The following is a 12,989-nucleotide window of genomic DNA, read 5'->3' as shown; positions in this document are numbered from 1 at the left end:
ATGTTGTTCCAGTGCGTGATTCAGTGAAGATTCGGGACCGTGATGAGTGACGAGGCGTTGGTTGCGGTGGTGACCGGGGCGAGCCGTGGGGCCGGGCGTGGTATCGCGGCGGCTCTGGCCGCGCGGGGCTGGCGGGTGTATGCGACGAGCCGCAGCGTCGCCGACGCGCCGCCCGGGGGAGTCGCGGTCCGGGTCGACCATCGCGATGACACGGCCACCGCCGCGCTGTTTGAGCGGGTGCAGCAGGAATCGGGCCGCCTTGATCTGCTGGTCAACAATGCCGCGGCGATCTCCGATGACTTGGTCGACCCCAAGCCGTTCTGGGAGAAGCCGCTTGCGCTGGCCGACGTACTCGATGTCGGTCTGCGGTCCTCTTATGTCGCATCCTGGTATGCCGCACCGCTTCTGGTGGCCGGCGGCCGCGGCCTGATCGCCTTCACCTCGTCACCGGGGTCGGTGTGTTACATGCACGGCCCGGCGTACGGGGCGCAGAAGGCCGGTATCGACAAGATGGCCGCCGACATGGCGGTGGACTTTCATGACACCGGCGTCGCAACGGTGTCGATCTGGATGGGCATCCTGCTGACCGAGAAGCTGCGAGGCGCATTCGGGCAACACCCAGACGGTCAGCGCACGCTCGCCAAGACCGCTGAGCACGCCGAAACCCCAGAATTCACCGGCTATTTGATCGATGCGCTGTATCGGGATCCCGCTCTGGGCGAGCTGAGCGGACAAACCGTGATCGGCGCCGAGCTTGCCGAGCGCTACGGCATCACCGACGAGGGCGGACGCCACCCGCCGTCTCACCGGCACATCTTGGGTGCACCGCGAACACCGAGCACCGTTGTGGTGCGGTAGCGCTCCGGCCCGGCTACCCGGTAATCAGACCCCACAACCCGGAGCCGCCCGCGTGCAGTGCGGCCTTGGTCACCTGCTCGTCCCAATAGTGGACCGAGCCGAACTCCGAACGCCAAGCCAATGCCGCGCGCGTGAATTCGTGCAGCCGGTGCTCTTCGGTGGTGCCGATGGCGCCATGCACCTGGTGGGCGTTGCGCACCACGACCGAGACGGCGTGGCCCACGCACGAGCGGGCAACCGCGACAAGAAAGTCCAAGTTCTGCGCCGACCATTGACTGGTGACGGCCTTGGTGAGTGCGGCCTCGGTCGCTGCCCTGGCCAGCGCGGTCTCGGCGGCGATGTCGGCGATTAGATTCTGTACCGCCTGGAACTTGGCCAGCGGACGGCCGAACTGGACGCGTGAGCTCACGTGCTCAACCGACAGATGCAGAATCTGGTCCAGCGCCGCGCAGACCTGGATCGCCCGCACCAGTGCCGACTTGAACTTCAGCGTTGAAACCACGGCTCCGGTGGTGGGCACACCCCGAAGGTCGAGATGGTCGGCACGGACCGTGTTACGCGGTTCGCCGATCATGTTGGCGCCGGGAGTGATAGTGAGTGTCTGCGCATCTACGTCGGCAAGGCGGTATTCGCCAGCCGATTGCCTGATCACCACGATGCGGTCGGCGTGAGAGGCCCATGGAACCTCGGTAGCGACCCCATCGGCGTCGAGTAGACACACCGTTTTTACCGCGGCGTCGGCGCCCATGTCATGGGCATCGAGCAACCAGCAAGCCAACAGATCATGTTCGGCCAACGGAATTCGCACCGCGTTGCGTACCGCTGCAGCTAGCAACTCGGCCGCCTCATACCAGCTGGCCCCGTTGCCGCCGCTGTCTTCCGCACCGGTGAGACGGGCCAGGCCAAGCTGCTCGAGTCGCTGCCACAGCGCCGGATCGCGCCGGCTTGCCTCGGTGGGGGGATGCGACGTGCGGTACTGGGCGAAGACCGCCTCCATCATGTTCACCAGGGCGGGGTCGACGGTGTGCACGGTGGCGCTCATCGCAGTCCCAATCCCCGCGCGATGACACCGCGCAGCACTTCGTTGGTTCCGCCACGCAGGGTGAAGCCCGGCCGCTGGTCCAGCGCCGCGGTGACCAGGGCGGCGAACTCGGGATCGCGCGGGCGGTGCGGGGCGCCCGAGTCGGCCAGGTCGGTCGAGTCGGCCAGGTCGGCGAGTTCGGCTATGTGGCCCTCGGTGCTGCTGCCCAGCACCTTGACCACCGCCGCAGGTAGGTCGGCGGGATCGTTGCGCTCAAGTGCGCCAGCCACCGCGGCGGACATCTGGTGCAGGCCGGCGATGCGCGCCACCAGTCGCCCGAGCTGCTGGTCGCGGGTAAAGCGTTGCTCGGCCATGTTTTCGGCGGTAGCAGCCAGCAATACGAAGGTGGACAGGAAGCGCTCTGGTCCACTGCGCTCGAAGCTGAGTTCCGATGTCACCTGCGTCCAGCCGTTGCCGATTGCCCCGAACACCATCTCGTCGGGTACATGGGCGTTGTCGAGGATCACCTCGTTGAAGTGGTGGGCGCCATTCATGGAGATGATCGGCCGGGTCTGGACCCCCGGCCCGCGTAGGTCGACGATGAATTGACTTAGCCCGGCATGCCTGTGGTCGGGGTCCACCGGCGCGGTGCGCGCGAGCACGATGAACGCGTGGGCGCGGTGTGCCCCCGAGGTCCATACCTTTGTGCCCGACAACAGCCAACCGCCCTCGCCGCGTACCGCCCGGGTCCGCACGCTGGCCAGATCGGAACCGGAATCGGGCTCGCTCATGCCGATGCCGAAAAAGCACTCACCGCGCACAATCCGAGGCAGGAAGTGCGACTTCTGCAGTTCGGTCCCGTACTTGAGCAGTGCCGGCACGATTTGACGGTCGGCTATCCAATGGGCGGCCACGGGTGCACCGGCGGCCAGCAGTTCTTCGGTGACGACGAATCGTTCCAGGAACGTGCGCCCGTGTCCGCCGTACTCGACGGGCACGGTCATGCCCAACCAGCCGCGGTCGGCGAGCGCGGCGGTGAAGTCCTCATCCCACGCCGACAGCCAGGCATCAACCGAGGGGGTGAACCCGCCGGCGGCGGACTGCTCGGCAAGAAATGCGCGGACCTCGCCGCGCAGGACATCGGCCCGGGGGGAATCGAGGGCCCCCGCGGGTGGCACCAACCGGGGCAGCGCCATCAGCGCGTCCGCCACTTCGCAATGCGTTGTTGGTGTTCGGGGTCGCGATGGGCAAGTGGTTGCATGGCGGCGGCCATCCCCAGCGTCGACTCGAGCGAGCCGAACCGGGACTCTTGCAGCAGTCGCTTGGCCATGCGCAACGCGTGCGCGGGGTTCTTGACGATCCGCTCGGCCAGCTCCTGTGCCTGCGGCAGCAGATCGTCGTGGGGCACCACCCGGCTGACCATGCCCCATTCGAGAGCCGTTGCGGCATCGATGCGGTCGCCGGTCAGCGTCATCTCCGCGGCGCGCTCGTAGCCGATCGCACGCTGCAGAAACCAGGTGCCGCCGTCGCCGGGGATGATGCCGAGCGCGACGAAGCTCTCCGCGAACGAGGCTCGCTGCGATGCGATCCGGATGTCACACATCATCGCCAGGTCGCAGCCCGCGCCGATGGCCGCGCCGTTGATCGCACCGATGAGCGGGACTTCGAGACGGGCCAGTGCGCGCGGAATGCGCTGGATTCCGTCGGTGTAAGCCTGCCGCTGTTCGAGCGCGTCCAAGCCGAACATCCCGTCGCGGTTGGCCATTTCCTTGACGTTGCCGCCCCCCGAAAAGATCTTGCCGGCCCCGGTGAGAATGACCGCGCGGACGCTGGTGTCGATGTTCGCGTCGTCGACCGCGGCCTCGAATGCCGCGATGAAGTCCCTTCCGGTGATCGCGTTGCCCACATCGGGCAGGTTGATCGTCCAGGTCCGGATCGGTCCGTTGGTGGTGATGTCCAAGGCGGTGTTCATGAGGGCAACTGTAAGGAGTTGGTCCCCCACGTGGACCGGGCGGGCGCTGCCAGTGCCACGCTGTTCAACCATGACCGACATGACCAAATACGGTCCGTGGGTGGTGATCGCCGGCGGTTCGGAGGGGGTAGGCGCCGAGTTCGCCCGGCAGCTGGCTGGCGGCGGGCTGAATCTGGTGCTGATCGCGCGCGCATCCGGGCCGCTGGCCGATACGGCGCGACGCTGCCGGGAGACCGGCGTGCACGTGCGCACGATTGCCGTGGATCTCGTTGATCCCGAGGCGGTTGCGCTGATCTGCTCCGAGACGGCCGACCTCGAGGTCGGCTTGTTGATCTACAACGCGGGCGCCAACACCTGCCGGGAACAGTTCCTCGATGCCGAGCTAACCGAACTGGGTCGGGTGATCGACCTCAACGTGACGCGGATGCTCGAACTCGTGCACCACTTCGGGCGGCCGATGCGGGCGCGCCGCCGCGGCGGCATCTTGCTGGTCGGTTCGACGGCGGCCACCTACGGAGCGATGCGGCAGTCGGCATACGCCGGTGCCAAGGCGTTCAGCCGGCTGTTCGCCGAAAGCCTCTGGCTAGAGCTGCGCGAAGCCGGGGTGGATGTGCTTGAACTCGTGCTGGGGGTGACCCGCACGCCGTCGATGCAGCGGGCCGGGCTGAACTTCGATGCGCCGGGAATCTTGGTTTCCGATCCGGCCGACGTAGCCCGTGAGGGTCTGGACAACCTGGCCAACGGTCCGGTTGTCATCGCCGGTGACAACGCCGCACACGTGCACCGCGGCAGCGGAGCGGACCGGGCGGCGATCGTCCTGCGCGCGCACCGGGCCATGCAGGCGCTCATCGGTTCGCCCCCGCCACCTCCCAAAGGGGATCGCGCATGACCGATGCCGCCGATCTGGTGGCCCGGTGTGCGCGGATCAACTGCTTCCTCCGGTGACGAAGCAGCGGCTATTGCCGGTGTCGAGGAACACTTCGTCGACGGCGGACTGGTCGACGGTCGGAAACTCGAAACGATGCACTTGTTGGCCGGCTTCGATGACGGCCTCTTGGGACTCGTTGCTGCCGTCCTTCTTGCGCACCACCGCGGTCACCTTGCCGGACTTCGACATGTCTTGCGGCTCATGGAAATACCACACTTCGATACCCGATCCGGACGAAGTGGGCTGCCAACCGTCGGAATAGAAGCAGGCCGGGTTTCCCTCGGTGTCCGGTGGTGGGGGCGGGCATATCGACAGTCCGACGCACGGTGCGGTGGTGGTTGGGCTCGCGCCGGTGCGCGTCGTCATCGGGGTGGCCGGGTTGACGGCCGATGTCGACGAACTCGGAGCAGATGCTGCCGGTGGTGCGGGCCGCCCGGATGCGCATCCGGCGATGACCGCGCAACCGGCCAGGATGATGACCGGCAACCGGAATGCCTTTGACATGACTGCCCTCTCCGCGCCGCGACTCGTCGGACCACTCCTCGGGAGATTATGTCGCCTGCAAACTCCGGCCGGCGGCCAAAACAGCCAATTGGCGACGACAGAATCTGGGCGTCATCTGGGCATCGGCGAATTAGCGGACCGACGACGTCGTCTGGTGCGTGCCAGGTCACGCGCTAGAGCGCGCGCTGCGTTGCTCGTTGGCGTGTGCGCTGCGGCGCAGTCTTTCGCCGAGCTTGCGAATGCCGGCGCCGTCGAGGTTGGCAAATACCGTGGCCATCACGGTCATGGTGGCCGAACCGTCGGGCCCGCGGATCGGCGCCGAGATCGTGGCGACACTGTGGGTGGCGCCGCTGGTCAGCTCCTCATCCAAGACGTCGATGATGGCCAGGTCGGCATAAGCGCGGGCCAATTGGGTGGTGATCTCATCGACCTCGCCGTCGGCGCTGAGCGCGCGCAACGCCGTGTAGACCCGAACGTACTGCCGGGTGAGTCGTTCGACGACGAAGCCGCGCCGTTGAATCTGGTTGATTACTAATGTCATTCGCTGCAGAAACCGGGGGTTTGGCGCCCCGAATGCCCGCAGCCAGTCTTGCTGGGCATCCGGGCTCCACCAGGCGACATAGTCTCGTCCGATCGGAGCCACGAACGGTGTGCGCATACCCCGCGAGATCCGCGGTCCGCGCGGGCACTCGCCGACGGTGTCGATGACAACCAGCGTGGCGTCTTCCCGGCGGGCCAGCATCACTTGGGTGCCGGTGGCGGCGGCCAGCTCTTGCAGATCGCCTCGGTGTAACTGTGCGGTGGTCGGCGTGTCCAATCCGGCGATGGCCGGCCCCCAGCTGTAGCGAAACGTTTCGGGATCCCTGATCACCCACTCCCGCGCGGCCAGCGTGGTCAGGATGGCGTGACCGGTGGCGCGGCTGATGCCGAGGCCGCGGCAGATTTCGGCCAGCGAGAACTGCTTGGCCGAATTATGGCCGAGCAGTTCCAGCACCGCGATGACCCGCTCGGTGGGCGGGGACGAGCCTTGACTGGAAACTGAGGCTGGGTCTACGGTGTCCGTCAAAATATCGAACGGTATGTCGATATTTCGACAGACGCAAGGGCCGGTGGTGAGGGCATGAAATGCGGCAAATGGGGACGCGCCGGTGTCGCCCGGGAGCAGACGACGGGGTCGACGAGACGGGCCGGGCGATGCGGATGACCGCACTGGCCAGTCCCACCACCGACCGCTTTTTGCCCGGCGCTGGCGAAGAGCGCCGAGTCAGCTCCTCGACGTGGCGGGCGTTCGCGGTGTGGACCGCGATCTTCTGGGGCGCAACCGCGATCTTTGCGGCGCTGTTCTACCTGGGCGTGCTGGACTTCACGACCAGCACCAAAACGTCTCTTTACGGCATCAGCATCTGGCTCAACGGTTGGTTCATCCCGCTGCTGCTCCCCGGGGCGCGCAAGCGGCCGCGGATGGCGCTGTTTCACGAGTGCCTGGTGTTGTGGATGGTTTCCTACGCGATAACCAACCTGCTCTGGGAGATCCCCTGGGTGATCTTTTCGCCGTTTGTTTTCCACGACCTGCACACCCTGGGCGATATCGTCGCCTACACCCCGTGGCTGCGCGAGAACGTCCTGCACATGTACTGGTGGGACCTGGCCTCATTTGGTTCGGTTGACCTTCGTACGGTCAATCACAATCCGACGTTCTTCACCCTGGAGATCTATGCCTTCGTCAACATCGCCGGCGCGCTGGCGTTTTGGCGGCTCAACAAGAGACGCTCGCCGATGCGGTACCTGATCCCAGTCCTGGGAGCAGGAGAACCGGTGGTGGCTACCTTCATCTTCTCGTTCAGCGAAGTGTTCGGGGGCTTCAAGAACATGGCCGGCGGCGTGGCCGATACCCTGCTTGTGCTGGCGTGGACCCAATATCAGTACTTCGTTTTCCCGCTCGTCTTCGGGTGGCTGGGATGCAAACTCCTGTACGAGGATTGGCGCCGGTTGAGCGGGTCGACGGGGCCCGCGCGGGTATCCCTGAACCGGACTGGCCAGCCGGCCGGGGACGGGTGAGAGATCGTTGAGCTGGGTGCCGCCGGCGCCGCGGTCGAAGCGGTATCAGGCCGCACTGACCCGATAGATTTCGATCTGTTCGGGGAGGCCCTTGAGTTGCTGGGGGCCAAGGCTTTCGAAGGTCAGGCCGGAGCCGGCGGTCAGATCGCGCACGGTGCGGCTGGCGAACACTTCGCCGGCATCGGCCAGCGCGCCGATGCGGGCGCCGATGTGTACCGCCATGCCGCTCCACTCCTGGCCCCGTCGCTCACACTCGCCCGTATGTATTCCGGCGCGGATCGCGATGTTGAGGGCAGCAAGGGCCGGGACCAGCTGCAGGGCGCAGCGAGCCGCCTTCGTTGGTGCATCAAACAGCGCGAAAACACCGTCGCCAGTGTGCTTGGCGCGGGTGCCGCCGTAGCGCAGCAGTAGGTTGTCGACCACGCTGTCATGGCCGTTGAGCTGGTGACGCCATGCCGTATCGCCCATGGTGCTGAGCTTCTCGGTGGAACTCACGATGTCGGTGAACAGCACGGTCTTCAGCACGCGTTCGTCGGCCGGCGCACCCGACTCCCCGGTGAAGAAGTCGAGCACCTCCCGGGCCAGATCGTCGATGATGTCGAACGGAGTGTGGGGACCGGGCGGCAGGAGGCGAAACTGAGCGTTGGGAATTGCCGCCGCCAGTGCCGCCGAGGATTCCAGGGGTACGAGTTGATCACCGGGGCGCGCCAGGACCAATGTGGGAACGCGGATCGAACCCAGCACGGCACGGGCGTCGGTCGCCATGAAGGCCTGCCACCACAGTTTCGCCATCGAAGGGCTTGACACCGACCGTTGCAGCCTGCCGAATAGCTCTCGCATTCCGGGCACCTCGGCCGCTTGACCGTAGAACAGTTCCGCCAATGCCCCTCGGCCCCAGTCATCTTCGATCGCGCAGAGCTGCGACTGCACCTCAGCGGGGGTGAATCCCCAGGGAAAGTCCGGCAGATCTTGGGAAAACCGTGCGGCGGTACCGAAGAGGCTCAGCAAGCCCACCCGGTCCGGGTAGGTTGCGGCGAACAAGATGCTCACGGCGCCGCCCTCGCTGGTACCCCAGAGTGCGGCTGGGTCGAGTCCCACCGAATCGACGATGGCACGCAGATCTTCTAGGCGCTCGTCCAGCGAGAGCAGATGCGTCGCCGGGTCCGAGAGGCCGGTCCCACGTCTATCCCACACCACCAGCCTGACCTGTTGGGAGGCGCGCTCGATGCCGGGCGCATAGGGACTGCCTGGTTCGTCGATCGTGTCGACGTTGCTGACCATCCACCCCGGCACCCAGATCACCGTCGGCCCGGACTGCCCGAACACCCGGTACGCCAGGTGCACGTCGCCATTGCGGGCGTACCGGACTCGATCGTCACTCATCCAACGATGGTGACACCACAACGGTCACCCGCGCGCGGGACTCTGGTACTTCTACGCGCCGGTTTTTGGCCGTCGCCGCGATTAGGCAAAACCGGGGCGAGATCCGGTGCGGGACGCAGCTGACACACTGAGGTGTGGCTGAAATCGACTTCACTGCGATCGCGCCGATCTTGACCGTCCGGAGTCTAGATGCGGCGCTGGCCCGGTATCGCACGCTGGGCTTCGCCGCTCGAGCCTACGAAGGTCCCGACCGGTATGGATTCGTCGACCGAGGGCAGGTGTCGATCCATCTCACCGAGTGGGCCGACCATGACCCGCTGAGCACCTCTGCCAGTGTCTACCTCTATGTCGGTGATGCCGACTCGGTCTACACGCAGTGGCAAGCGGTGGAAAACCTCGGCGGCCACTTTCATGCCCCGCACGATACGCCCTACGGATTGCGGGAGTTCGCCTACGTCGATCCTGATGGCACCTTGCATCGGGTCGGTTCACCGCTGAGCCACTGACAGGTATCGCAGCGCCACGCGCCCGAAGTCCTAAGGCCCGGGCCGGCTGGGTATTACGGCCCTAGCCCAGCACGGTCCGGGAATGATCGACTGTGCTGGCACGGCGATCTGCTCACACCTGGGCTCTCGGCGTGCTGGACTCAGAAATGGCTGGTGTCGATAGGATTTTCCGGTGGTTGGCGATACTGCGACGATGGCCCACCGGTGGATGTTGCGGGTGCGCTGGCTGATCGAACCCACCCTGGTGGTGCTCACCGTGGGTTTGTTGGTCATCGGTGGCCTCGCCTGGCTCTTCGATGCGCGGGTGGTGGCCGACGGCTGCTGGATCGCGGCCACCGTGGTGGCCGTCGTGCCGGCGCTGACCTGGGTCGTTTTGGCGTTGCGCCGGGGTCAAGTCGGCGTGGACATCATCGCGGTCCTATCGCTGGTCGGCACCCTGCTGGTCCACGAATACCTGGCCGGTGCCTTGATTGCGGTGATGTTGGCGGGCGGGCGTGCGCTCGACGCGGCCGTGCAACGCCGTGCCACCCGGGACCTGAGGTTGTTGCTGGAGCGTGCGCCGCGGTTTGCGCGGCGACGCACCGGATCCGACGTCAGCCAGATCCCGCTGGCGGAGGTGGTCGTCAACGACATCCTGGTCGTGGGCCCGAGTGAAGTGGTCCCGGTGGACGGCCGGATCGCCGATGTGGTGGCGGTACTGGACGAGTCGGCCCTGACCGGTGAGCCGCTGCAGGTCGAACGTGGTGTCGGCGAACCGGTCCGCAGTGGTGTGGTCAATGCGGGCGGCGCCTTTGAGATTCGGGCGAGCGCGACGGCGGACGAGAGCACCTACGCGGGCATCGTACGGATGGCGCAGCAGGCCGGCGCCGAGAATGCGCCGATCGTGCGGTTGGCGGACCGTTACGCGGCCTGGTTTCTGCCGATGGCGCTGGTGCTGGCCGCGGCGTCATGGCTCGCCAGCGGCTCCGCGGTGCGAGCCGTTGCCGTGCTGGTGGTCGCCACGCCATGCCCGCTGCTGCTGGCAGCACCGGTCGCGATCGTCTCCGGCCTGTCCCGCGCCTCACGCATGGGCGTGGTGATTCGCGGTGGCGGCGCACTGGAAAACCTCGGTCACGCAACGACATTGATGATGGACAAGACCGGCACGTTGACGATGGGGCGCCCCTCGGTGGTCGACGTGGTGAGCGCACCCGGTAGCGGCGGGACCGAGCTGCTGCGCCAGGCCGCCTCGGTTGACCAGCTTTCCCCGCACGTCCTTGCCGAAGCCATCGTCACCGAGGCGCTCAATCGCGGTTTGCAGCTGTCACTGCCGGCAGACGTCGTCGAGGAGCCGGGCCGCGGTGTCAGTGCCACCATCGACGGGCGGCGCCTGACGGTCGGCAAGCTATCGGCCGACACGGCGACCGGCCCTTGGGCGCGAGCCGCGGTCAACCGCGCCCGCCTCGACGGTGCGGCAATCGCGTGGGTCTGTGTGGACGGCGACCCCAGGGCGCGGTGTTGCTGCGGGATCCGTTGCGCCGGCAGGCGCCACGAACCATGCACCGGTTACGCCAGGCCGGCTTCACCCGGCTGATCCTGCTCACCGGCGACCGAGCCGAGCCGACTCGGGAGGTGGCCGCCATTTTGGGCCTCGACGAGGTCTATGCCGACCAGAGCCCGGCCGACAAATTCAGCGCGGTGCGCGCCGAAACCCAACGGGCAGTGACCGTGATGGTCGGCGACGGTGTCAACGATGCTCCTGCACTGGCGGCGGCCACGGTTGGGGTGGCGATGGGAGCACGTGGGGCCACCGCGTCTTCGGAGGCCGCCGACATAGTGTTGACCACCGACCGCCTCGACCGGTTGGCCGACGCGATGGATATCGCTCGGTGGTCGCGGCGCATTGCGGTTCAAAGCGCCAGCGTTGGCATGGGCCTGTCCCTGCTGGCCATGGCGATGGCCGCACTGGGCTGGTTGCCGCCCGCGGCGGGTGCGCTGCTGCAAGAAGGCATCGACGTCGCGGTGATACCCTCGCGCAGGACGATTCTTAGCGCGTTTGCGCTGTGCTGCCGTGCTGATGGCGCGTTGGCCGCTTCGACAATGGCACAAAGTCCCTCGCTGCAGGGACGCCATGCCCTCGTATGGCCGATGTGATTGCGCAATCGTTGAGGAGGACGACTTGCCGAAGGAGCAGCAATCATGAATGCGCATTTCCCGGATGCCGGCACGGTCCGAACTGTTCTCACCCTCGCCTCGCGCGCGCCCTCGGTGCACAACACCCAGCCGTGGCGTTGGCAGGTTGGGGCAACGACGCTGCATTTGTACGCCGACACGAGCCTGCAGCTGCCCAACACCGACCCGGAGGGGCGAGACCTCATCTCGAGTTGCGGCGCCGCCTTGAATCACTGCGTCATTGCGCTGGCGGCGGTCGGCTGGCATGCCAAGGTGGCTCGTCTGCCGAACCCGGCCGATCCGACTCACCTTGCCGCGCTGGAGGTGTCCCGCCACACCCCCGACCAGCTGAACATCACCCTGGCCGCAGCGATACCGAGGCGCCGAACCGATCGGCGCCACTACAGCTTCTGGCCGGTTCCGGTAAGCGATGTTGCCCTGATGGCGGCGCGGGCCGCCCGCTGCGGGGTATCGCTGCGGCAAGTCGACGCCACGGACAAGTTGAACGCGATTGTGGCGAAGTCTGTCTGGGACCACGCCGCCGATGACGAGTATCTGGCCGAACTCAACGCCTGGAGCGGGCGGCACGCCTCGGCCTCCGGTGTTCCGGCTCGCAACACGCCCGTCTCCGATCCCGCGGCGCCGCTGCCCAGCCGGCTATTCGCCGGCTCAACGTTGGCGATGCCGGCCGATGCCGCGCCCGCCGATGACAATGCGGTGATGCTGGCGTTGGGAACTCGAACCGACGACCGGCTCGCCCAGCTCCGCGCCGGCGAGGCCACCAGCGTCGTGCTACTCACCGCGACAGCGATGGGTCTGGCCAGTTGCCCGGTCACCGAACCGCTCGAGATTGCCGAAACACGCGAGTCCGTTCGGACCGATGTGTTCGGCAACAATGACTATCCGCAGATGCTGCTTCGGGTGGGATGGGCCCCGATCAACGCCGATCCACTGCCGTCGACCCCGCGACGTCCACTCGCCGAGATCGTCGAGTGGATGTCTGACCGCGAACAATGCGGCACCGAATAGCCCCCTGGTGCGGCGTACGCGGCCTCGGGCGAGCCGCACCGCGGGGACGGGGAAAGCTGTGATGGAGACGTTCAAACTGGACCCACGGGACTGGTGGATCGCTCGCATCGCCGGCCGCAACCCACTGCTTCGGCGCGCCGACCGCGTCGAAGCCTTGGTCGTGCTGATCGCGCTGGCGGCATCGCTAGTCGCAATACCGGTCGCCGCGGTGTTGGGCGCGGTCGTCTTCAACGCACGTGCTGATCAATACGCCGAGCAGGCACAGGTGCGCCACCCCGTTACAGCGGAAGTGACCGGCACGACGCGCAACCCGAACACCGAAGCCGTTGTGGTGCAAGTGCGATGGCCCGGGGCGGCCGCCGACACCGACTTGGCACGCCGCCGTCGACGCGGTCGGCGTGACCATGGTGATCCTGTTGAGCATGTGCGTCGTGCTGGCAGCACTGGTGGCCGCGGTCCGTACCCAGCTCGATCGAGTGCGTGACGCACAGTGGGACCGTGAGCTCGGTTGTCTGCAAGACGATGACGGCAGGACGAATCGATATTGATGAGATGGCTGGCGGGCTTCACTTCGGCTGG

12 protein-coding genes and 1 pseudogene are annotated in these 12,989 nt (G+C 66.6%); 7 read left to right on the top strand and 6 right to left on the bottom strand.

Annotated elements, in window-relative coordinates:
- Window positions 1-42 precede the first annotated feature (42 nt).
- Complete coding sequence (locus CKW46_RS20240; protein ID WP_015356361.1) at window positions 43-858, top strand: SDR family NAD(P)-dependent oxidoreductase; 816 nt, start codon at window positions 43-45, stop codon at window positions 856-858.
- Between the two features lie 13 nt (window positions 859-871).
- On the opposite strand, the gene CKW46_RS20235 is transcribed toward CKW46_RS20240, so the two are convergent.
- Genes CKW46_RS20235 through CKW46_RS20225 form a run of 3 tightly spaced genes read right to left on the bottom strand, consistent with a single transcriptional unit; the run spans window position 872 to window position 3,851 of the window.
- Window positions 872-1,900: an acyl-CoA dehydrogenase family protein gene (locus tag CKW46_RS20235; protein WP_117437766.1), complete on the bottom strand. Its 1,029-nt coding sequence runs from the start codon at window positions 1,898-1,900 to the stop codon at window positions 872-874.
- The gene (locus tag CKW46_RS20230; protein WP_482053450.1) at window positions 1,897-3,075 is read right to left on the bottom strand and encodes an acyl-CoA dehydrogenase family protein; all 1,179 of its coding nucleotides are present in this window, start codon (window positions 3,073-3,075) and stop codon (window positions 1,897-1,899) included. Before CKW46_RS20230 ends, CKW46_RS20235 begins: the two co-directional genes overlap by 4 nt.
- Window positions 3,075-3,851: a crotonase/enoyl-CoA hydratase family protein gene (locus tag CKW46_RS20225; RefSeq protein ID WP_117437765.1), complete on the bottom strand. Its 777-nt coding sequence runs from the start codon at window positions 3,849-3,851 to the stop codon at window positions 3,075-3,077. The genes CKW46_RS20230 and CKW46_RS20225 overlap by 1 nt, the downstream gene beginning before the upstream one ends.
- Before the next feature lie 70 nt (window positions 3,852-3,921).
- Here CKW46_RS20225 and CKW46_RS20220 point away from each other — a divergent pair, with 70 nt between their 5' ends.
- Complete coding sequence (locus CKW46_RS20220; RefSeq protein WP_015356357.1) at window positions 3,922-4,740, top strand: SDR family NAD(P)-dependent oxidoreductase; 819 nt, start codon at window positions 3,922-3,924, stop codon at window positions 4,738-4,740.
- Between the two features lie 36 nt (window positions 4,741-4,776).
- On the opposite strand, the gene CKW46_RS20215 is transcribed toward CKW46_RS20220, so the two are convergent.
- Both CKW46_RS20215 and CKW46_RS20210 read right to left on the bottom strand, forming a co-directional pair.
- A complete protein-coding gene (locus tag CKW46_RS20215) occupies window positions 4,777-5,283 on the bottom strand; it encodes a hypothetical protein (protein WP_015356356.1) in 507 nt (168 codons plus the stop codon).
- Between the two features lie 166 nt (window positions 5,284-5,449).
- Entirely contained in the window at window positions 5,450-6,277 is an 828-nt protein-coding gene (locus CKW46_RS20210) for a helix-turn-helix domain-containing protein (RefSeq protein WP_117437777.1), read from the bottom strand.
- Window positions 6,278-6,417: 140 nt separating this feature from the next.
- Between CKW46_RS20210 and CKW46_RS20205 the strand changes: the two genes are divergently transcribed.
- Complete coding sequence (locus tag CKW46_RS20205; protein WP_252872677.1) at window positions 6,418-7,341, top strand: hypothetical protein; 924 nt, start codon at window positions 6,418-6,420, stop codon at window positions 7,339-7,341.
- A 45-nt stretch (window positions 7,342-7,386) separates the two neighbouring features.
- Here the strand turns inward: CKW46_RS20205 and CKW46_RS20200 are convergent, their stop codons facing one another.
- On the bottom strand, window positions 7,387-8,724 hold the full coding sequence (locus CKW46_RS20200; RefSeq protein WP_482052317.1) for an adenylate/guanylate cyclase domain-containing protein: 1,338 nt from the start codon (window positions 8,722-8,724) through the stop codon (window positions 7,387-7,389).
- A 143-nt stretch (window positions 8,725-8,867) separates the two neighbouring features.
- Here CKW46_RS20200 and CKW46_RS20195 point away from each other — a divergent pair, with 143 nt between their 5' ends.
- From CKW46_RS20195 to CKW46_RS20180, 4 genes and pseudogenes are all read left to right on the top strand, one after another.
- Window positions 8,868-9,230: a bleomycin resistance protein gene (locus tag CKW46_RS20195; protein WP_172607291.1), complete on the top strand. Its 363-nt coding sequence runs from the start codon at window positions 8,868-8,870 to the stop codon at window positions 9,228-9,230.
- Between the two features lie 193 nt (window positions 9,231-9,423).
- Window positions 9,424-11,237: pseudogene (locus CKW46_RS20190) on the top strand (heavy metal translocating P-type ATPase); the annotation flags it as partial.
- A 171-nt stretch (window positions 11,238-11,408) separates the two neighbouring features.
- The gene (locus tag CKW46_RS20185) at window positions 11,409-12,410 is read left to right on the top strand and encodes an Acg family FMN-binding oxidoreductase (RefSeq protein ID WP_012395134.1); all 1,002 of its coding nucleotides are present in this window, start codon (window positions 11,409-11,411) and stop codon (window positions 12,408-12,410) included.
- 398 nt (window positions 12,411-12,808) lie between these two features.
- The gene (locus CKW46_RS20180; RefSeq protein WP_238559394.1) at window positions 12,809-12,958 is read left to right on the top strand and encodes a hypothetical protein; all 150 of its coding nucleotides are present in this window, start codon (window positions 12,809-12,811) and stop codon (window positions 12,956-12,958) included.
- Window positions 12,959-12,989 lie beyond the last annotated feature (31 nt).

The organism is Mycobacterium liflandii (assembly GCF_022354805.1).
Classification (GTDB): Bacteria; Actinomycetota; Actinomycetes; order Mycobacteriales; family Mycobacteriaceae; genus Mycobacterium; species Mycobacterium marinum.
This window is presented reverse-complemented; position numbering and strand designations above follow the sequence as displayed.

Coding starts and splice junctions, on each gene's coding strand:
- CKW46_RS20240 (WP_015356361.1), top strand. CDS start 43: ATGAGTGACGAGGCGTTGGTTGCGGTGGTGACCGGGGCGAGCCGTGGG.
- CKW46_RS20235 (WP_117437766.1), bottom strand. CDS start 1,900: ATGAGCGCCACCGTGCACACCGTCGACCCCGCCCTGGTGAACATGATG.
- CKW46_RS20230 (WP_482053450.1), bottom strand. CDS start 3,075: ATGGCGCTGCCCCGGTTGGTGCCACCCGCGGGGGCCCTCGATTCCCCC.
- CKW46_RS20225 (WP_117437765.1), bottom strand. CDS start 3,851: ATGAACACCGCCTTGGACATCACCACCAACGGACCGATCCGGACCTGG.
- CKW46_RS20220 (WP_015356357.1), top strand. CDS start 3,922: ATGACCGACATGACCAAATACGGTCCGTGGGTGGTGATCGCCGGCGGT.
- CKW46_RS20215 (WP_015356356.1), bottom strand. CDS start 5,283: ATGTCAAAGGCATTCCGGTTGCCGGTCATCATCCTGGCCGGTTGCGCG.
- CKW46_RS20205 (WP_252872677.1), top strand. CDS start 6,418: ATGGGGACGCGCCGGTGTCGCCCGGGAGCAGACGACGGGGTCGACGAG.
- CKW46_RS20200 (WP_482052317.1), bottom strand. CDS start 8,724: ATGAGTGACGATCGAGTCCGGTACGCCCGCAATGGCGACGTGCACCTG.
- CKW46_RS20185 (WP_012395134.1), top strand. CDS start 11,409: ATGAATGCGCATTTCCCGGATGCCGGCACGGTCCGAACTGTTCTCACC.